The 19,768-nt window shown below is 37.9% G+C and carries 20 protein-coding genes; 2 read left to right on the forward strand and 18 right to left on the reverse strand.

Going from position 1 to position 19,768, the window contains the following annotated elements:
* Position 1 precedes the first annotated feature (1 nt).
* The 6 genes from IEV41_RS05785 to IEV41_RS05810 all read right to left on the reverse strand — a co-directional run bounded on the left by IEV41_RS05785 (position 2) and on the right by IEV41_RS05810 (position 6,219).
* Entirely contained in the window at positions 2–1,750 is a 1,749-nt protein-coding gene (locus tag IEV41_RS05785) for an ABC transporter transmembrane domain-containing protein (RefSeq protein WP_188387465.1), read from the reverse strand.
* Positions 1,751–1,915: 165 nt separating this feature from the next.
* Positions 1,916–2,128: a YneF family protein gene (locus IEV41_RS05790; protein WP_188387466.1), complete on the reverse strand. Its 213-nt coding sequence runs from the start codon at positions 2,126–2,128 to the stop codon at positions 1,916–1,918.
* A gap of 86 nt (positions 2,129–2,214) precedes the next feature.
* Positions 2,215–2,655 (reverse strand): sporulation inhibitor of replication protein SirA, encoded by a 441-nt coding sequence (gene sirA / locus IEV41_RS05795; RefSeq protein ID WP_188387467.1) that lies wholly within the window; start codon positions 2,653–2,655, stop codon positions 2,215–2,217.
* Positions 2,656–2,956: 301 nt separating this feature from the next.
* Positions 2,957–4,957 carry a transketolase gene (gene tkt, locus IEV41_RS05800; RefSeq protein ID WP_188387468.1) on the reverse strand — a complete coding sequence of 667 codons (2,001 nt, stop codon included), beginning with the start codon at positions 4,955–4,957 and terminating at the stop codon, positions 2,957–2,959.
* A 296-nt stretch (positions 4,958–5,253) separates the two neighbouring features.
* Positions 5,254–5,487, reverse strand: coding sequence for a DUF896 domain-containing protein (locus tag IEV41_RS05805; RefSeq protein ID WP_188387469.1), 234 nt, complete (start codon positions 5,485–5,487; stop codon positions 5,254–5,256).
* A gap of 81 nt (positions 5,488–5,568) precedes the next feature.
* A complete protein-coding gene (locus tag IEV41_RS05810) occupies positions 5,569–6,219 on the reverse strand; it encodes a YneB family resolvase-like protein (protein ID WP_188387470.1) in 651 nt (216 codons plus the stop codon).
* A gap of 146 nt (positions 6,220–6,365) precedes the next feature.
* Here IEV41_RS05810 and lexA point away from each other — a divergent pair, with 146 nt between their 5' ends.
* Positions 6,366–6,986, forward strand: coding sequence for a transcriptional repressor LexA (lexA, locus tag IEV41_RS05815; protein ID WP_188387471.1), 621 nt, complete (start codon positions 6,366–6,368; stop codon positions 6,984–6,986).
* A 67-nt stretch (positions 6,987–7,053) separates the two neighbouring features.
* Here lexA and IEV41_RS05820 read toward each other — a convergent pair whose 3' ends face one another.
* From IEV41_RS05820 to spoVK, 10 genes are all read right to left on the reverse strand, one after another.
* A complete protein-coding gene (locus IEV41_RS05820) occupies positions 7,054–7,341 on the reverse strand; it encodes a metal-sulfur cluster assembly factor (protein ID WP_188388696.1) in 288 nt (95 codons plus the stop codon).
* A gap of 28 nt (positions 7,342–7,369) precedes the next feature.
* Entirely contained in the window at positions 7,370–7,825 is a 456-nt protein-coding gene (locus IEV41_RS05825) for a flavodoxin (protein WP_188387472.1), read from the reverse strand.
* A 641-nt stretch (positions 7,826–8,466) separates the two neighbouring features.
* On the reverse strand, positions 8,467–8,853 hold the full coding sequence (locus IEV41_RS05830) for an immunity 22 family protein (protein ID WP_188387473.1): 387 nt from the start codon (positions 8,851–8,853) through the stop codon (positions 8,467–8,469).
* A gap of 3 nt (positions 8,854–8,856) precedes the next feature.
* Entirely contained in the window at positions 8,857–10,389 is a 1,533-nt protein-coding gene (locus tag IEV41_RS05835) for a hypothetical protein (protein WP_188387474.1), read from the reverse strand.
* Between the two features lie 247 nt (positions 10,390–10,636).
* Complete coding sequence (glnA, locus tag IEV41_RS05840) at positions 10,637–11,971, reverse strand: type I glutamate--ammonia ligase (RefSeq protein ID WP_188387475.1); 1,335 nt, start codon at positions 11,969–11,971, stop codon at positions 10,637–10,639.
* Between the two features lie 74 nt (positions 11,972–12,045).
* On the reverse strand, positions 12,046–12,444 hold the full coding sequence (locus tag IEV41_RS05845; RefSeq protein ID WP_188387476.1) for a MerR family transcriptional regulator: 399 nt from the start codon (positions 12,442–12,444) through the stop codon (positions 12,046–12,048).
* Positions 12,445–12,602: 158 nt separating this feature from the next.
* Positions 12,603–13,871, reverse strand: a complete 1,269-nt coding sequence (locus IEV41_RS05850) for a methionine gamma-lyase family protein (RefSeq protein WP_188387477.1) — start codon at positions 13,869–13,871, stop codon at positions 12,603–12,605.
* Positions 13,872–13,874: 3 nt separating this feature from the next.
* Positions 13,875–15,134 carry a GTPase HflX gene (gene hflX / locus IEV41_RS05855; RefSeq protein ID WP_188388697.1) on the reverse strand — a complete coding sequence of 420 codons (1,260 nt, stop codon included), beginning with the start codon at positions 15,132–15,134 and terminating at the stop codon, positions 13,875–13,877.
* A gap of 139 nt (positions 15,135–15,273) precedes the next feature.
* Positions 15,274–16,338, reverse strand: a complete 1,065-nt coding sequence (locus tag IEV41_RS05860; RefSeq protein ID WP_188387478.1) for a tubulin-like doman-containing protein — start codon at positions 16,336–16,338, stop codon at positions 15,274–15,276.
* A 48-nt stretch (positions 16,339–16,386) separates the two neighbouring features.
* Entirely contained in the window at positions 16,387–17,325 is a 939-nt protein-coding gene (gene spoVK / locus IEV41_RS05865) for a stage V sporulation protein K (protein ID WP_188387479.1), read from the reverse strand.
* Positions 17,326–17,477: 152 nt separating this feature from the next.
* Between spoVK and IEV41_RS05870 the strand changes: the two genes are divergently transcribed.
* Complete coding sequence (locus IEV41_RS05870; protein ID WP_373284200.1) at positions 17,478–18,449, forward strand: tyrosine-type recombinase/integrase; 972 nt, start codon at positions 17,478–17,480, stop codon at positions 18,447–18,449.
* Between the two features lie 90 nt (positions 18,450–18,539).
* Here IEV41_RS05870 and hfq read toward each other — a convergent pair whose 3' ends face one another.
* Positions 18,540–18,764 (reverse strand): RNA chaperone Hfq, encoded by a 225-nt coding sequence (gene hfq / locus IEV41_RS05875; RefSeq protein WP_188387481.1) that lies wholly within the window; start codon positions 18,762–18,764, stop codon positions 18,540–18,542.
* Positions 18,765–18,814: 50 nt separating this feature from the next.
* Positions 18,815–19,744: a tRNA (adenosine(37)-N6)-dimethylallyltransferase MiaA gene (gene miaA, locus IEV41_RS05880; protein WP_188387482.1), complete on the reverse strand. Its 930-nt coding sequence runs from the start codon at positions 19,742–19,744 to the stop codon at positions 18,815–18,817.
* Positions 19,745–19,768 lie beyond the last annotated feature (24 nt).

Raw genomic sequence — 19,768 nt, forward strand, 5'->3', positions numbered from 1 at the left:
CTTATTTTCCCCCTTTCTCTACAATATCCTCAAGTAGCTGGCTTTCATACATCTCTTTATACCAACCATCTTGCTTCATCAATTCAACATGTACACCTCGCTGTGCAATGAAACCATCCTCTAATACAAGAATAAGCTCCGCATGCGAAATAGCACTTAAACGATGCGACGTAATCATCGTTGTCTTTCCTTGACGCTCTTTTTTCATCGCGTGCAAAATACTTTCTTCCGTCTTTGCATCTACGGCGGATAAACAATCATCTAAAATTAAAATATCAGGATCTGTTAGAATAGCACGTGCAATCGAAATACGTTGCTTTTGTCCACCCGAAAGAGATACTCCACGCTCTCCAACAACTGTCTCGTATCCATCTGGAAACTGCAAAATATCTTCATGGATGTTCGCGATTTTCGCTGCCTCAATAATTTCTTCGTATGAAGAACCTGGCTTACCGAAGGCAATATTATCTGCAATTGTTGTAGAAAATAAGAAATTTTCTTGTGGAACATACCCAATTTTCTCACGTAGTGCTTTCAATGTAACATCTTTAATGTTCGTATGGTGAATGGAAATATCTCCATTGTAATGGTCGAACTCTCTGAATAATAATTTAAGCAATGTTGTTTTACCAGCACCTGTCTTACCAACTATTCCAATCGTTTCTCCCTCTCCTAATACGAACTGAATATCACGTAAATCAACTTTCTTGCCGTCATACGAGAATGATGACAGATTATATGCTATGTCCCCCGAATCTAATTCTGTCTTTGCACCCTCTCTATCTACTACATCTGATTTGACTGCTAGTAAACTACGAACACGATCATAAGAGGCTCTTCCACGTTGCATAATGTTAAATAACCATCCAAACGCTAACATAGGCCACGTCAATATTCCTAAATATGTTGTAAAAGTAATTAATTCCCCAATCGTTAACTGCTCTGTTAGTACTAAATGTGAACCGTAAGATAATGCAATTATGTATGATAAGCCTACCATAAAGAAAATCGTCGGATTAAAGAGTGCATCAATTTTTGCTACTCTCATATTTTTATGTACTACTTCCATAGATGTGTTATTAAATTGCTGAATATCTTGTTCTTCTTGTCCGAATGACTTAATAACTTTAACACCTGACATGCTTTCTTGTACATTATCATTTAAGGAAGAAAAAGCTTCTTGTGCAAGATGGAATCGTTTATGTAGGAGTGTTCCATAATACTTCGTAGCTAACGCCATAATCGGCATTGGAAGCAAGCTAACAACTGTTAATTCCCAACTGATTGTTGTCGCCATTGTAAGTAACACGAGCGATCCTAATGCAACTAAGTCAACAAGTGTTAAAATACCGGCTCCTGCCGTTTGTTGGACTGCTTGTAAATCATTTGTTGCATGAGCCATTAAATCGCCTGTTCGATGTTTCTGGTAGAACGATGGGCTCATCTTCGTAAAGTGTTCGTACAATTCCTTACGAAGTCTCCTAGCAAGGCGCATAGACGCACCAAAAATCATAATTCTCCATACGTAACGAAATACATACAACGTTAATGCAATAACAAGTAAGATAGCTAACCATTTCATTAGTGATTCTTGCGTCAACGTATTTGTTTGAATTTCATCTACTACTGTGCCAATTACTTTTGGCGGTATAAGTTCTAAAACTGCTACCATGATTAAGAAAAGAACACCGATACCGTATGCTTTCCGTTCTTCTTTAAAAAACCATGATAAGTCACGTAAGACTTTCACGTTTGTTCCCCCTTCTCTCTTTGTTAACAAAGTTAATCTTATCAGAAATCCTCTCACCGATAAAATAAAATGAATTTTCAAAAAATAAAGACATAAAAAAAGACACTTTTTCAGTGTCTTTTTCATGCGATTTCTTTTTATGTAAAAAGAAGCTCCCTTGCCTCTTTATTTCATTTGATTGTTCATCGCTTTCATCATTTGGTTGATTTTCTTTTGAGACGGTTTTTGTCCCATTTGTGCCATCATTACGCGTAACATTTGTTCGTTAATTGGCGGGTTCTTCTGTAGGTAGCTCATCATTGTTTTACGAGCGATAAAGAATCCAATTGCAATACCAGCTACCGCAGATAGTACGCCTACTAAAATATACATCCACATACAACTCTTCCTCCTTCATGTTGTCTACATAATAGTGTACTAAATAGTAGCTAGTAAGACAAGAAAATTCCGCACTTTTTTTGAAATTACATGGAAATTTTTTGTCTAATTGGGCTGAGCCATCCATAAAATTGTTGAGCGCTGTCAAATGCGAAGAAAGTGGTCAGTTTTTTCCTTAATTGCTCAAAGAAAACGGTTTCGGCAGTTGCACTTCCCCTCGCTCTTATTTCAATATATCGATCGTGAAAAATAAGCTTTGCTTGTGCTTGTTCATAAGGAATACATACGTTGTGCTCATGCTCATCCGCTTTATAGTAGGAACATGTGTGTAACGTTCGCTTAAGATGTTCATGAAGTTGCATACTTGGAATGACGTGCGTAACAAAGTCAACTTGCCTCTGTATAATATCTCTTACATACATATTAGAAGTATGTAGTTGATGGAACAATTGGAAGAGCAAGACTTCCTTCCCAGCATACTCCGTCGCAATTTCTTCCTTTACTAAATATATCATATACGTTCTCATCCCTATCCCCTCCTTCAAACAAGCTTTTTTCTCATTATATAAAAAGAGACATGCAATGCTTGTCTAAGGATGTAGAGGAAATGCAATAATACTGTCGAACGCAATATATTTTTTTATACAAAAAACGACATACCAAAAAGCGCATCTCTCTATAAAGAAAGATGCGCTTCTATTTATGTATCCCTTGTGAACGTGAACGGATTCCCCAACCCCAAAATTCTAGAGATTCAATAAAAATAGTAAAATAAATAGTGCGGATTCAATAAAGGATTCCCCAATCCTTCACTGAATCATGTATTTCTTATAACATTGCTTTTACACGAGCAACAACGTTTTCTACTGTAAATCCGTATTCAGCCATTACTTTTGGTCCTGGAGCAGAAGCACCGAATGTATCGATTCCTAATACTTCTCCGTCCATGCCAACGTATTTGTGCCATCCTAATGAAGAACCCATCTCGATTGCTAAACGCTTCGTTACGTTAGCTGGGAATACTGATTGCTTGTATTCTTTCGATTGTTTATCGAATAAGTCCCAAGAAGGCATGCTTACTACCATTGCATCGATTCCATCTGCAAGAAGTGCTTTTTGTGCTTCGACTGCTAATGAAACTTCTGATCCAGTAGCTACTAATAATGCATCTGCAACTTCTTTCGTTGCTGGTGAGATTACGTATGCACCTTTTGATACTTTTTCGAATGTGTTCTCTAACGCACCTTCTAATGTCGGTAAGTTTTGACGAGTTAACACAAGTGCTGTTGGTGTTGATGTTGATTCTAATGCAATTCTCCATGCTGCTGAAGATTCGTTGCCATCAGCTGGACGAATTACAGATAAGTTAGGCATTCCGCGGAATGAAGATAAATGTTCAACTGGTTCGTGAGTTGGACCATCTTCTCCCACTGCGATACTGTCATGCGTGTATACGTACGTTACTGGTAAGTTCATTAACGCTGCTAAACGCATTGCTGGACGAAGGTAGTCAGAGAATACGAAGAATGTACCACCGTATGCTTTCATACCACCGTGTAATGTCATACCATTTAACGCTGCACCCATTGCGAACTCACGTACACCGAACCAAATGTTCTTACCAGCATAGTTTTCACGAGTGAAATCTCCTGCTTCTTTAATGTACGTCATGTTTGAACCAGCAAGGTCAGCTGAACCACCTAAGAAGAATGGTACAGTATTTGCGATTGCATTAATTGCTGCTCCTGAAGAGTTACGAGTTGCGATTGCTGAACCTACTTCATATGTTGGTAAGCTCTTCTCCCAACCTTCTGGAAGTTCACCTTTCATCGCTGCTTCAAATTGAGCTGCTAATTCTGGGTGTGCCGCTTTGTAAGCTTCGAACATTTCATTCCAAGCTGCTTCTTTCGTTGCACCAGCTTGTACAACTACTTCGTTGAAGTGAGCATATACTTCTTCTGGTACATAGAAGTCTTCTTCATATGCCCACTCGTATGTTGCTTTTGTTAATTGTGTTTCTTCTTTACCAAGTGGTGCACCGTGTGAAGCTGATTTACCAGATTTGTTTGGTGAACCGTAACCGATTACTGTGCGTACTTCAATTAAAGTAGGACGTTTTTCGTCTTTTTTCGCTTCTTCTACTGCTTCTGTAATCGCTTTAATATCGTTTCCGTCTTCTACACGGATAACTTGCCATCCGTAAGCTTCAAAACGATTTTGAACACTCTCAGAGAATGATTTATTTAAATCACCATCTAATGAAATATCATTAGAATCATATAAAACAACTAAACGACCTAATTGTAGATGCGCAGCTAGTGAAGCAGCCTCTGCTGATACACCTTCCATTAAGTCTCCGTCACCACAAATTGTGTATGTGTGATGGTCTACTACGTCATATCCTTCACGGTTATACGTTGCTGCTAAATGACGCTCAGCTAATGCCATACCTACTGCCATTGCAACACCTTGTCCAAGTGGACCAGTAGTTGCTTCTACACCTGCTGTATGACCAAACTCCGGATGACCTGGTGTTTTTGAACCCCATTGACGGAAGTTTTTAATCTCATCCATAGATAAGTCATATCCAGATAAATGTAACATGCTGTAAAGTAACATTGAACCATGTCCTGCTGATAATACGAAACGGTCACGGTTTGACCAGTTTGGATTTACAGGGTTATGATTCATGAATTTTGTAAATAATGTATATGCCATAGGTGCAGCACCCATCGGCATACCTGGATGTCCAGAATTTGATTTCTCTATCGCATCAATAGAAATTGTACGAATAGTATTAACTGATAATTGCTCAATCGCTTGTACCATAAATAAAATCAGTCCTTTCTCGCTTTCATGGTATGTGTACCATACCACTATATGATATATGTACTTTCACAAATGTACAACTAATTATGACATATTTTCTAAAAAAAATTTGTTTTTTGTTATTTTTATATACCTTAACTATCTTTTATCATACTATTCACATTAATGTTATCGCTTTAAATTCCTTTTTATTCCTTTGAAATCGCAATCATATTTTCAATGTGTTATCTCTTATTAGTTATTGTGATATAACATTTAGACACAAAATATATAAAAAAACACGCCGAAGCGTGTTTTTAGTGTAATGTATCTTGTTGTTTCAGTGCTTTTAATTTTTCTGGTGTTACATCATTCCCTTTAGGATCGACAACTTTAATACTCTTTAACTGTCCAATCATCCCTTTACGGAATTCTTTTAAATATTTCTCACGTAATTTCTTTTGCTCTTGCTTTTCTTTGTCTGTTAAACCTTCTGTTTTCGCTTTATTTGCTAACTCGTTAATACGATTAATTAATTCTTGTGAAATCATACTATCTACTCCTTTACATTCAATCTATATAAACATGTATCACGATTATAAACATCAAACTTGTACTATCTTACAACACTTCTATGTATCTAGCAAGTGCTCGTTCTGATACTCAAGGTATCTGCGATGTACAGTCGCCTTCGATACGTCGTATCCAAAACCTCTCAACGTGGCAGCAATCTCCGCAAATGTTAAATCATTTTTCCTTAATCGAACAATTTCTTGAATCGGGACTTCTTTCTTTTCTCGCCCAATTCCACCACGATTCTTTAAGTTTTTCTCAGGATTAAAGCCTTTCTCCACCGCTCGCTTCATTCCTCGCTTGATCTTCATATTATGTACTTTTCGTTGGTACTCTTCGACAATGCCGATAATTTCTAACAACATTGAGTCTGATTCCGATACTTGTAGTTCACCGTTATGAATATGCGTATATATATTCACGCCTTCTTTTTGTAGACATCTCATTAACGCAATTTTTGCGTTCCCTCTTCCTAATCGTGTTTCATCTTGTATAAGGAGAACTTGAATTTGTTCATTCTTCACTGTATCTAACACTTCCAAGATCCCTTCTCGTTCAATCTCATATCCACTTGCTTGTTCTTGTACAATAGACACAACGTCAAACTGATATTCTTTCGCCAACATCTCCAGTTCCTCTACTTGACGTTTCAATGATGTCTCTTGTGTATCTTTCCGTGTACTTACCCTCGCATAAATAACTGCTTTCATACGATCCTCCATTCGTTCTTTTCATCTATTCATCATCATACGGCATATGAATATACTTCTGCAATATTTTTCGAACTTATGTTTGTTCGTTTTGACCGAACATGATATAATAGAAATAATAAATTTAGAAACGAGGTGTAGAAGAGATGAGTAAATTATCAAAGCGTCAAGAAGATATCTTAACATTCATTAAACAACGCGTAATGGCCAAAGGTTATCCACCTTCTGTTCGAGAGATTGGAGAGGCTGTTGGATTAGCATCTAGTTCTACCGTACACGGGCATTTATCACGTTTAGAAGAAAAAGGTTACATTCGCCGAGATCCAACAAAACCACGCGCTATTGAAATTTTAGACTTCGATCATTCTGGGAATACTACTCCAGCAGAGAATGTAAATGTACCGATGATTGGAAAAGTAACAGCTGGTAACCCTATTACTGCAATTGAGAATGTTGAAGAGTACTTCCCACTTCCTACTCATATCGTAAAAGACGACAATGTCTTCATGCTTGAAATCATGGGTGACAGTATGATTGAAGCCGGAATCCTTAATGGTGACTATGTTATCGTTCGTCAACAATCAAATGCAAGCAACGGCGACATCGTTGTAGCAATGACAGAAGAAGAAGAAGCAACGGTTAAACGCTTCTTCAAAGAGAAGGACCATTTCCGTCTTCAACCTGAAAATAGTACGCTTGAACCAATCATTTTAAATCACGTATCTATTTTAGGAAAAGTAATTGGTGTATATCGTTTTGTTCATTAATCAACATAGAACAAAAAAAAAGAGGTAGCCAAGCTACCTCTTTTTTATCTATTACTATCTAGTTCTATTAATCAACTACCCCTAGCGCTATTTTCGCATAACGAGACATTCTCACTTTTGTCCACGCTGGTGTCCAAACTACATTTACTTCTACATGATTCACTTCTTCCATTACAGCTAATGCAAATTTCACTTCCGAAACAATTTCACCAGCTACTGGACAACCCATCGAAGTCATCGTCATTGTCACAACTACATTATTATCGTCATCTATATCAATTCCATAAATAAGACCTAAATTAACGATATCAACATGCAATTCAGGATCAATGACATATTCAAGTTTCTTATACATCGCTTCTTCTAATGGTTGTCTCACTCAATTAACCTCTTTCTTGAAACTGCTTTGCAAACTCTTTCGCAAATTCTTTACATGCTTCTTCGTCGTCACCTTCAGGATAGTTCTCCACTTCTAGTCCTTCTAACGCAATTGTCGCTCCGGCTCCCTTTAACCCTTCTTGGATAATTTTCACCGCTAAGCAATATGTATCCCCGTATGCAGTATCCCCTGTTCCAAATGATGCAACAAGTTTCCCTGTTAAATCTAATGTCAATATATCCTCATACAGGTCGATTAATTCATCAGGTAAATCGCCGTCACCCCATGTATAACCACCTATCAATATTCCTTCATACGCTAAGACATCGTCTTTTGTTACTTGTAAACAATCTTGCATTTCCACTTGCAAACCAGCTTCTTCTATAGTTTCTTTCAGAATTGTTGCCACCTGCTCTGTGTTACCAGTCATACTTGCGTATACAATTAGAATATCACTCATACGGATACCTTCTTTCTATTTTTATAATTGATAATGAATCTCATTTTCAATTATAGCAGGATGTGTTTAAAATGGAAGTAAAAAGTCTGTTTTTTCTTAGGAATTTTTATTATTTAGTCTCCACTAAATATTGAATTGCCCCCACTATTATCCCCTAGCCAACTGCTTAAAGAATTTATCATACTTATGTCGCTTTTTTAGTACCCTCATACACTATAATCATTACAGTCTATAACTTTAACACTTAGCACATTTATAAAGTTATACGTATACCAGCTTATTTCTGCGCTAAAATACAAAAAAAGCACTCGTTGCCATTGGTGACAATCAAGTACTTTACATTTATGTATTTTCTATGTTTTATGACAATTCTAAATTCTTGTGTTTTATTACATCTTCAAAACCGTATGACACCTTTTGTGTCTGGTTACAAATGATACCTTTAAATGATAAGAAGCCATCATAAAGTACTTTCTTCAAGATAACCTTTTCTTACACACTTCATATGTGCTTTAGTTTTCAATTACCTGCGTTTACGTGTATATACATTAAAGAAAGTATTGTCTAGTTCAATGTAACCTATCCAATCTGTATATGCGCTTTTATATACCTTTATTAAGCAACCTGAACTTTAAGTTAAACTATAAATATTCTACTGTACCTACAAATTCTAAGTCACTTGTATCAATAGTTATATTCTTCTTAATTCCTTCATATTTAAAGTTGTATAGCAAAATTACAGCATTAAAATTCTTTTGTAAATCGTCCCCACACAATGATAAAATTCTAGGGATAATAATATCATCATATGAGTAACCTTCTAATAATCTACTAATTGAGTTATCCGCTTCATCATAAAATTCCGCTTCTCTAACTGCATCATCATATCTCTCAATATCAAATCCACGGGCAAAGAGTGATGGCACATAATCTCCATCTTCTGTATAAGTAACTTTAAGTAAACTCTCTAATTCCTCTAGCGAGTTAATGTTGCCTATCCAAAATGATACATATCCTTCTTTTTGCATAATCTACCTCCTTTTTGGTTTTAGCCCCTCTGGCAAACCTTCAGAGCCACCCTCGAAACGATAATCTGCCCAATTCTGTAATCGTCTTTTAAACATATCATAATCAACAGATGTGTCAATTATCTTTAATAATTCATTATGAGCTTTCGTCGATCCCCTTCCACCATGTTTTCCAGGCGGATTAACAAAATTCGTCTCACTTATTAACGTCCTCATTTCAGCAATTTGTTCTGCTGTTACTCCCCAGTATTTAAAAGTATCTGCACGGGAAACCAAATGCCATTCATGCATTCCGCCAGGATGACGCAATCTATCTTTAATTGAATCTCTTAACTTGGTATCTGCCCATACTTTATCAAACTCTTCCACACTTAAAGAATTAAACCAGCTATTAAATTCTCCATTTCTTACTGAAGGTACAGAGTTAGGTACTTTTACCGTACCCTTAATACTACCCTCAATCTTCTCTATCTTACTCTGAATAATTCCTTTGCTCTCTAGATGGCTTGCTTTGACTACACCTTCAACGTTTGAACCGCCTCGGCCTAAAGTTGCTGCTCCGCCAGCTGTGACGTCTATACTTTGCGCTGCTAGGTTATTCATGTTATCAAGCGAACGGGCAAATGCGCCTTTGATGGCGTAGTTCACATCATTTAATTTATCTGTCGCCTTTAGCCCTTCTAATCGGAGCTTTTGAGTCCAATATGTGTTGCTATCTTTTAATGATTGTACCACATTTTTTCCGGTATTTGGATTAAACTTAGCTAGGTTTTGGGCGATGGATTGCTTCGTTAAAGAGATGAGATCATCTGTCCCACGGAAGGCTTGCCGCACTCCTTTGACACCCGGAATAACGCCAAGAACACTGAATGCACCTCGCTCTATTTGTTCGCCTGTACTTAACTTCCTTCCTGTTCCCCAGTCTTCACCGGTCACAACACTTTTCACTTCGAGTCCTGTGAATACGGCAGTCGCTGCGATGGCTACTGGTGGACATACAACAGCTGCGACGATAATCCCAGCTGCGATGGCGAGGTCTCGCCACATTTCTAAGTCTTGTTGTTCTTCTTCCATTGTCTCGTATTCAATGAAAATATCATCGATGGTGATGGTGTCTTTTTGTACGCTGGATGTTTCTAGCCTTCCGTACGAATGAGCGGTTGGCATTGCTTTGTATTCTGTGGAACCAATACGGTTTTCTGTGGTGTAATTGCGGATGGAGAGATCTCGCATCTTGCCTGCGAATTCGTCCATTTTATGATAGAATGGTTCGTCGATGTGTCTAGATACAGTTTCTCCGACACGATGACAATAGTTTACTAGTTGATCATAGTCATCAAATAGATGGTTAATCTTTATTTTCTTACTCGTATGATGAAACGAAATACTTCGATCAGAGTCTAGTCGGTCAATTTTCCGTTCGATACTGCCTAGTAAATCATCTATTTGAAGTAATGTTCGTTCTGAATCTCGTTTCAGCCTTATTATCGCTTCCTTCATTTCTTGCCACGGTCCATGCCTATACCGCACATCCATGTGAATATCTTCCTCCGTTTCGTTAAGAAAAACTAACCTTATAATGTCACTACTAATTCATACTTTATTTCTCAAAAATGATAGCTATCGCTAGTTTTAGTCTACCAAAACATACCTACTCCGAACATCAATGGTTTTCGACATGTTCACGTGAATTTTCTTCCCTACCATAAAACACAACTTACACGTTAACTATTCTCCCACTAAAATAAAAAGCCTCGATACAATGTATCGAGACCCTCTTTCCTTAGTATAACGACATATATTGATCACGTTCCCACTGGTGAACTTGCGTGCGGAACATATCCCTTTCAATTTCTTTTGCTTCAATGAAATGTTCGAGCAAATGCTCTCCTAATGCATCACAAATAATTTTGTCTGTTCGTAAATTTTCAAGAGCCTGGGCTAAAGTAGATGGCAAATCGACAATCCCAGCTTCTTCACGCTCTTCTTTGTTCATCACATAAATATTGCGATCAACAGCTGGTGGTGGCGTTAATTGATTTTTAATTCCATCTAATCCAGCAGCTAACAAGACAGCCATAGCCAAGTAAGGATTGGCAGCCGGGTCCACACTCCGTACTTCAATTCGTGTACTCATGCCTCTTGAAGCCGGAATACGAATTAACGGACTTCGATTCCGGGCAGACCACGCCACATAACACGGTGCCTCATATCCTGGTACAAGTCGTTTGTATGAATTAACAGTTGGATTTGTTACAGCGGTAAAATAAGGGGCATGTTTGATGACACCAGCAATAAATTGCATTGCCGTTGTACTTAGTTGAAGTGGTGCAGATGGATCATAGAATGCATTTTCTTTATTTCGGAATAAAGAAAGATTCGAGTGCATTCCTGAACCATTCACTCCGAACAATGGTTTTGGCATGAATGTCGCATGTAGACCATGCTTTCTTGCAATTGTCTTTACGACAAGTTTAAATGTTTGAATATCGTCACACGCTTTTAATGCATTTGCATATTTGAAGTCAATTTCATGTTGTCCTGGTGCTACCTCGTGATGAGAAGCTTCCACGTCGAACCCGAGTTCCTCTAACTCCAACACAATATCTCGGCGACAATTCTCTCCTAAATCAGTTGGTGCTAAATCGAAATAACCACCATTATCATTTAATTCCAGCGTAGGCTCTCCAGCTTCATTTAACTTAAACAAGAAGAACTCAGGCTCTGGTCCAATATTAAAGTCTGAAAAACCTAGTGCTTCCATCTCTTTCATCATGCGCTTCAAATTATTACGTGGGTCCCCTCCAAACGGTGTTCCGTCTGGATTATAGATGTCACAAATTAACCTTGCTACTTTTCCTTTTTCCGCACTCCATGGGAAGATTACCCACGTATCTAAATCTGGATACAAATACATATCCGATTCTTCAATACGAACGAATCCTTCAATAGAAGAACCGTCAAACATCATTTTGTTATCTAACGCTTTCTCTAATTGACTAAGTGGAATTTCGACATTTTTAATTGTACCTAAAATATCTGTAAACTGTAAGCGAATATATTTCACATTACCGTCTTTTGCCATTGTAAAAATATCTTGCTTTGTGTACTTTGCCATTTCAATATCCCCCTAACAAATGATATAGCATTCATTTCTTTTGTTAACCGTTGAAAATGGGTACACTGCTACTACTAATGGAAGAAACGAGACATATCACCTTGTCTTAATGATGTTCGATTTAACCTACCTGCTTGTTGCAATTCTTCTCGTAACAATTTACGCAATTGCTCATCTGATAACGCGGCTTTCTTCTCTTCTTTCTTTGTTTCAGTGGCATGTTGTTTGTTTTCTTTTAAATTCATTACTTGCTTAATTCCAGCAATATTTAACCCTTGATCAAGTAGGGTTTTGATTTCTAATAATTTATCTACATCGTTAAATGAATACAGACGTCGATTCCCTTCTGTTCTCGCTGGATGAATCAGCTGATTTTCTTCATAATAGCGGACTTGGCGGGCTGATAATTCTGTTAGTTGCATGACAATCCCTATAGGAAATAAAGGGGTTGATCTTCTTATATTGTCACTCATCATTTTTCCCTCCTTTTTCCTGTATGTATCCATATTCTATGATTCGTCATTTAATATGTCAATACCATGGTATGTTTTCTCACATAAAAATATGTACATTTTTCATCAAAAAAATAAGAGGGTATTCCTTCACCTGAATCCCCCCTTATTTATTCTTTTTATACGCTTAATAAACCTTTTTCAATAAGGCTATCCACCGCTGTACAAATGGCGATTTTCACGTGTGCATACGTTAAGCCACCTTGAACATACGCAACATACGGCGCACGAATTGGACCGTCTGCCGATAATTCAATACTCGCACCTTGAATAAATGTTCCCGCTGCCATAATTACGTCATCTTCATACCCAGGCATATAATTCGCATATGGTGTGAAGTGCGAGTTAACAGGCGAGGCAAATTGAATTGCCTGACAGAATGCAATCATTTTCTCCGCATCATCAAATTGAACACTTTGAATTAAATCTGTACGAGGAGTATCCCATTTCGGATTTGTATTCATTCCTAGTTCTTCTAAGAATGCAGCAGTAAAAATTGCACCTTTCAACGCTTGTGCGACAACATTTGGCGCTAGGAAGAAACCTTGGTACATTTCTTGTAAGCTATATAAAGAAGCACCTGCTTCTGCACCAATACCAGGTGACGTTAAGCGATATGAACACGCTTCTACATACTCTTCTTTCCCAACAATGTAGCCACCTGTTTTGACAATACCGCCACCTGGATTTTTAATTAATGATCCAGCCATTAAATCTGCACCTACGTGGCAAGGCTCTAACTCTTCCACAAATTCACCGTAGCAGTTATCAACAAACACAACAACCTCTGGCTTGATTTCTTTCACAAATGAAATCATCTCTTTAATTTGAGCAATCGTAAACGACGGTCTTGTCGCATATCCTTTTGAACGCTGAATACCAATCATTTTCGTATTCGGCTTAATTGCTTTACGCACTGCTTCAAAGTCCACTTGTCCCTCTTCTGTTAAATCGACCGTTTCATATCCAATATTATATTCACGGAATGAACCTATGCCTTTACCACGAATACCAACAATTTCTTCTAATGTGTCATACGGTTTCCCTGTAATATAGACTAGCTCATCTCCAGGACGTAAAATACCGAATAAGGCTGTTGAAATAGCATGTGTACCAGAAATGATTTGCGGACGAACAAGCCCAGCTTCTCCACCAAATACTTCTGCGTAAATTTTCTCTAACGTATCTCGACCAATATCATCATATCCATATCCAGTTGTTGGGATGAAGTGAGAATCACTCACCTTATTCTCACGGAAACTTTCTAATACTCGATATTGATTACTTTCCATCACACGATCAATACGTGCATGTACAGCTTGAATTTTTGCTTCTACTTTTTCAGCGATAGGTGCAATAACTGCACCATGTGTTAATTTATTAAACATACCCTACTCCTTCATTGCCTCGTAATTCTTAATTATCGTATATAAAGGCGATCCTTCAAATACATAACCTTGACATTCATACATAGTCGTTTCTTCTTTGAAATCCATGGACATTAGCACCGTTTCACTCTTTAAACTAGCTAGCAGTTTCCCTTCATAAGCTGGAAGCTGAATATGATACTCCTCCATTTCCGCTATCACCATTTGTTGGATTGTTTCTTTCAGTTGCTCGATATCCTCTTGATTAAATGCACTTACTTGAACAAACTCTTCTGTCGGTGTAGGAATAAAAAATGGTGATGTAATATCTTTCTTATTATATACGTGTAATTGCGGTACTTTCTCTACTTCTAGCTCTTCTAAAAGTTTCTCTACCGTTTCTTCATGTGTTATATAGTTTAAATCAGCTGAATCTACAACATGTAGAATAAAGTCCGCTTCTTTCGCTTCCTCTAATGTTGAACGGAATGCCGCTACTAATGCTGTTGGTAAATCTTGAATGAATCCAACTGTATCAGTTAATAGTACCGTATAGCCACATGGTAGTTGCATCTTTCGTGTCGTCGGGTCAAGCGTCGCAAATAGCAAATCTTCTTCATATGTATCAGCCGCAGTCAAGCGATTAAACAACGTTGACTTCCCTGCATTCGTATATCCAACAATTGATAGTTGAAACACTTGATTTTGCTTACGCTTCTTTCGATAACGATTGCGGTGCTCTACGATAACACGTAACTGACGCTTAATTTCATCAATACGGCGACGAATATGACGGCGATCACTTTCCAACTTCGTCTCACCAGGACCACGTGTACCTATTCCACCACCGAGACGAGACATCGAAATACCTTGCCCCATTAGGCGTGGTAGTAAATATTGTAGCTGTGCTAGTTCTACTTGTAATTTACCTTCTCTTGATTTTGCTCTTCCTGCAAATATATCTAAAATAAGTTGCGTACGATCAATTACTTTTGCATCAAGAGAAGCTGATAAGTTACGCATTTGACTCGGCGTTAATTCATTATTAAAAATAACAACATCCGCTTCTAACTCTTCTACTAACATTTCTAACTCTTCCACTTTCCCTTTTCCTATATATGTGGCAGAATCGAATTTTTGACGCTTTTGAATGGTACTACATACAACCGTTCCTTGTGCTGTTTTTGTTAATGAATTCAATTCTTCCATCGATAATTGGAATCGTTCATCATCATCTTCAGGTAATTGACACCCAACTAAAATGACTTTTTCTTTCTCATCTATCCGCAAATGGCCGACCTTCCTTCTTTCGTAATCTCCCTATATCATAGCAGAGGAGATAGGTTTGAGCTATAGCAGGAGCAAGGAATTTAAGTGAGAACGCAAAAAAGTGCCTCTCTTTATCATCGAGGCACTTTTCATCCTACACACGTATACTTCTTTTACGTCGCATTTGTTCCGTCCATATTTTATCCGTTTCATAGCGTTCCGTACGACGTTTATGCAACATTTTCTCTACTTGTTTCTCTTCTTGTTCGACATCCTCTTGATATCTTCGCATAATCCCATACGGTAATGCCATTCCTGTTAAAAGGGTTGTAATTTTGTTCGACCCAGACACAAATGCCCCTTGATACAATTCATATGGCTTAATACTCGGTGGAAGTACTTTGGCTACTTCCGGTATATCTGACGTAGCTTCAACAACAATAACCGCTTTCGCAATTTCCGTTGTCTCCCCTACTTGTAGCATATTATAACGCCATGATGCTTCCATTCGACTCTGAATCGTATTAGTGTCTGTAGCATCATCATAAGCAAATGAAGATAACATCGCACAACCGCGCTCTGATAGTGCTGTTAATACATCCATATCATCAATGTTACTGTACACACTTTGCATTTTTGTCTTCTGTTGCAAACTATACAAATCGCTCAAGAATGCCATACTTGCAAGTGTATACTGTTCATATAAAGGTAAATTACGATGACGATCTTTAATTACATCACTTGAGGCTAAGAACATCGCTCCTGTATCCTCTACCGCACTAATTTCGGAGAATGCTTCAATTGCGTTCATCTTGTTCTTTAACGATTCATCCTGCATTGGCAGGAAAAGGAACGTCATAATAACTTTACTCGGGAACATATCACACAAGAGTTTCGCTACTTCCCGAATCATCCCACTTCCAGTCCCTCCACCTAAAGCTGCTGCTACACATATCACGTGCATATCCGAAAGATGAGTAGAAGCAAAGTGACGAATTTGCGCCACATGCGCATCAAACGCCTCCTTCGCAACGAAACGATCTTTCCCTGCGCCTTCATACCCCTTCAAATGAAGCTTCTTTATCGGCTCTATTCCTGTCAGGCCATCCAAATCTACTTGAGCGGTGTTCAGTACAATACTCTGGTACCTTGCCGCTTTTGCTAATTGACAGAAACGACCACCAGCTTGACCGATGCCCATAAATCCTATACGTAACATTCTCTACACCCCCGTTTCCATTCTATGCCTTCCAAGTTGTTGCTATGACTACCTCTCATCCTCTAGAAGTAAGTCACTACTTTGAACCGTCATCAAATCGTCTTTCGTAAAGAGATGATGCACTAATAGACGCATCGCTTGCTGACGAATGGACTTCTCAACGATATTACGTACATATCTACCATTACTAAAACTAGTCATGGACGTCCCATATTTGACCGCATTTAAATGATCTTGAAGAACCCATTCCGCTTCTCTTGATAAAATATATTCTCTTTCTTTGTACATATGTTTCCCAATCTCGATTAATTGTGAAACCGAGTAGTCAGGAAAATCAATAATAAACGGGAAACGGGATTGTAGCCCTGGATTCAATGATAAGAAATGGTTCATCTCTTGCGAATATCCAGCAAGAATGAGGATAAAATCCTCTGATTTATCCTCCATATGTTTTACAAGGGTATCTATCGCCTCCTTACCAAAATCCTTCTCCCCGCCACGCGCTAATGAATAAGCCTCATCGATAAATAAAATCCCTCCCATTGCTTTCTTGACTAAATCACGTGTCTTCTGTGCTGTATGACCGATGTACTCTCCTACTAAGTCTGCACGCTCTGCCTCAATAAGATGCCCTTTTGATAAAACGTTCATATCAAATAACAGCTTTCCAACAATACGTGCTACGGTCGTTTTTCCTGTACCTGGATTTCCTTTAAACAACATGTGTAGTACTTGATTCCCAGCCTTCAATCCTCGTTCTGTTCGCTTTCGATTCACATAAATCCAGGCATATATTTCTTTCATGACTTTTTTGATTTCTCCAAGGCCAACAAGCCCATCCATCTCTTCTTCTATCTTCTGTAACATCTCATGTTTGAACGGTGCCTCTTTTTGTATTTCCTTCTTTTTCGGCACAATAACCTTCTCATTATGATTTAACACAATATTAATTTGCCCATTACTTCTCATGCGTACAGGATTTTCCATCCTCATCACCCCACCTTCTGAAGACTGTCATCATTATGTTTGGGAACATCGCTTTTTCTTGTACAAAACAGCAAAAAATTCAATATCTTCACTCGCTTTTTGTTATAATAGAAAAAAAGAATTGGAGTTGATTATTCATGCAAATAAAGAGAATTAAAAACGAACACATTTGTGACTCCATTTTACAATTCGCAGCCTATCTCACTAGTAAAGGGCGACAGAACTCTACTATTAAACGATATGCATATGATTTAGAAGATTGCTTTCATTATTTAGAAGAAAAGAAGAAAATCACATCGCATGCGATATGGGACACGTTCACCACGGACGACTATCGCTCTTATTTCTCTGTATTAGCAAACGAACGACATTATTCAGACAAAACATTGCACCGCATCTTGGTTGTGCTAAATCAATTCTTCACCTTTTTACGCCAACAAAATGTCGCTATTACGAACCCAATACACACACTTTCAATCACAATTCGTCCTGACCGGAATTTCACAGATGATGATTTTATTACTTCTACCGAGGAAAAAGAACTTATTGCAACAATGCATAGTTTCAACGGTTTGTCAGAGAAACAAATTGAACCTCGGAAGTTATTACTACATCGAAACCTCTCTATTGTCTATCTTATGCTTTATTACGGAGTTACATTAAAAGAATTAGTGTCAATTGAAATGAAAGATGTTCACTTGGAGAATAACACTATCTCAATTCCTGCTGCTTCTGGCAAAGCTAGAACAATTACACTTCTTGATACTCATAAAAAAACATTGTATACATACATCAAAAAAATCCCTGAAGCGGTTCGTCCAAAATACCACTCGACGAATCCATTATTTATCGCATTTGACTTCAACCGAGGGACATATCGATGGGTATACGAGAATGATGCACCAAAAGGATTGACTGAAATTTCTGTCCAAAAGATGATTCGATTAGAAGTCAAGCGCGCAAACTTACGAAAAGGAATATGTGCACAACATTTTCGTAATACCTTCATTTTGCACCTACTCGAACAAAGTTACAGCGAAAAAGAGATAATGGCGAAAGCAGGCTTTAAAACAAAAATCTCTCTACGAAGATTTTTGCATTATGCAAATAAAGAAAAAGTATAAATACAACAAAAAGCAGGTTAATCATGATGATTAACCTGCTTTTTTCACGCACTTTCCATTAACTTACAAAATGTACAGAAGTAACCCCTTCTATTCTACTTCGATTTGAACGTTCTTTTGTGGAGCGAACGTCGAAATCGCATGCTTATAGATTAACTGTTGCTTTCCTTCTGATTCTAATAAGACAGTAAAATTATCAAACCCTTTAATTAATCCTCGAAGTTGAAAACCATTTAGTAAAAATACGGTAACATATGTATTTTCCCTGCGGAGTTGATTCAAAAATTGATCTTGAATATTAATTGTTTGCTTCATTTGCGACTGCCTCCTCTTTTTGTATACGTTAATGTATTCGATTTTTTTTGTTATTTCCCTTCTACATATCGCAAAATCTCTGTTAATTTTTTCTCATAATCCCCATCTGTCATATCAAACCACGCAACGTCTAATTTATTTCGGAACCACGTTAATTGGCGTTTCGCATAGCGACGCGTACTCTGTTTAATAAGATCAACAGACTCCTCTAACGTTAAATAACCGTCAAAATAATCATATAACTCTTTGTATCCAATCGCTCGAACTGCTTGAGAATCTCGAATACCACACTTATATAGACCTTCTACTTCTTCTAATAGTCCTTGCTGCATCATAAGCTCTGTACGGTGATTAATACGTTCATACAATTTATCACGGTCCATTGTTAACCCAATAATCGTAACATCATATAACAATTTATTTTCTTGTTTCTCTAAGTATTCCGAGAATCGTGTCCCTGTTACGTGATACACTTCTAATGCACGAATCACACGGCGAAGATTATTTGGATGAATGCTCTTCGCACTAACTGGATCTATTTCTTTCAAGCGGTCATGGATGACTTCGTTCCCTCTTACCATCGCTTCCGTTTCCAAGCGCTCACGAAACTCATCATCTGATGCCGCTTCCGAGAACTCATAATCATATAAGACAGATTGAATATACAAACCTGTCCCTCCAGCAATAATCGGTACTTTCCCTCGATTCGTAATATCTGTAATAAGCGGACGGACTACTTTTTGAAAGTCTGCTACTGTGAAACTCTCATCCGCTTCTTTAATATCAATTAAATGGTGTGGAATGCCTTCCATCTCTTCTTCCGTAATTTTCGCTGTTCCAATATTTAACGAACGGTATACTTGGGTAGAATCCCCATTAATAATCTCCCCGTTCAGCCTCTTCGCAATATCGACACTTAATCGCGTCTTTCCTACTGCAGTCGGCCCAATAATAACAATTACTTTCTCTTTCTTTTCCATCTATTTCACGCTCTTTTCCGGCAT

Source organism: Priestia taiwanensis (genome assembly GCF_014638355.1).
Lineage (GTDB): Bacteria > Bacillota > Bacilli > Bacillales > Bacillaceae_G > Priestia_D > Priestia_D taiwanensis.

Bases quoted from the DNA above. Each gene is read 5' to 3' on its own strand.
- IEV41_RS05790 (WP_188387466.1), bottom strand. From the start codon at position 2,128: ATGTGGATGTATATTTTAGTAGGCGTACTATCTGCGGTAGCTGGTATT.
- sirA (WP_188387467.1), bottom strand. From the start codon at position 2,655: ATGAGAACGTATATGATATATTTAGTAAAGGAAGAAATTGCGACGGAG.
- tkt (WP_188387468.1), bottom strand. From the start codon at position 4,957: ATGGTACAAGCGATTGAGCAATTATCAGTTAATACTATTCGTACAATT.
- IEV41_RS05805 (WP_188387469.1), bottom strand. From the start codon at position 5,487: ATGATTTCACAAGAATTAATTAATCGTATTAACGAGTTAGCAAATAAA.
- IEV41_RS05810 (WP_188387470.1), bottom strand. From the start codon at position 6,219: ATGAAAGCAGTTATTTATGCGAGGGTAAGTACACGGAAAGATACACAA.
- lexA (WP_188387471.1), top strand. From the start codon at position 6,366: ATGAGTAAATTATCAAAGCGTCAAGAAGATATCTTAACATTCATTAAA.
- IEV41_RS05820 (WP_188388696.1), bottom strand. From the start codon at position 7,341: ATGTATAAGAAACTTGAATATGTCATTGATCCTGAATTGCATGTTGAT.
- IEV41_RS05825 (WP_188387472.1), bottom strand. From the start codon at position 7,825: ATGAGTGATATTCTAATTGTATACGCAAGTATGACTGGTAACACAGAG.
- IEV41_RS05830 (WP_188387473.1), bottom strand. From the start codon at position 8,853: ATGCAAAAAGAAGGATATGTATCATTTTGGATAGGCAACATTAACTCG.
- IEV41_RS05835 (WP_188387474.1), bottom strand. From the start codon at position 10,389: ATGGATGTGCGGTATAGGCATGGACCGTGGCAAGAAATGAAGGAAGCG.
- glnA (WP_188387475.1), bottom strand. From the start codon at position 11,971: ATGGCAAAGTACACAAAGCAAGATATTTTTACAATGGCAAAAGACGGT.
- IEV41_RS05845 (WP_188387476.1), bottom strand. From the start codon at position 12,444: ATGAGTGACAATATAAGAAGATCAACCCCTTTATTTCCTATAGGGATT.
- IEV41_RS05850 (WP_188387477.1), bottom strand. From the start codon at position 13,871: ATGTTTAATAAATTAACACATGGTGCAGTTATTGCACCTATCGCTGAA.
- IEV41_RS05860 (WP_188387478.1), bottom strand. From the start codon at position 16,338: ATGTTACGTATAGGATTTATGGGCATCGGTCAAGCTGGTGGTCGTTTC.
- spoVK (WP_188387479.1), bottom strand. From the start codon at position 17,325: ATGGAAAATCCTGTACGCATGAGAAGTAATGGGCAAATTAATATTGTG.
- hfq (WP_188387481.1), bottom strand. From the start codon at position 18,764: ATGAAGCAAACAATTAATATTCAAGATCAATTTTTGAATCAACTCCGC.
- miaA (WP_188387482.1), bottom strand. From the start codon at position 19,744: ATGGAAAAGAAAGAGAAAGTAATTGTTATTATTGGGCCGACTGCAGTA.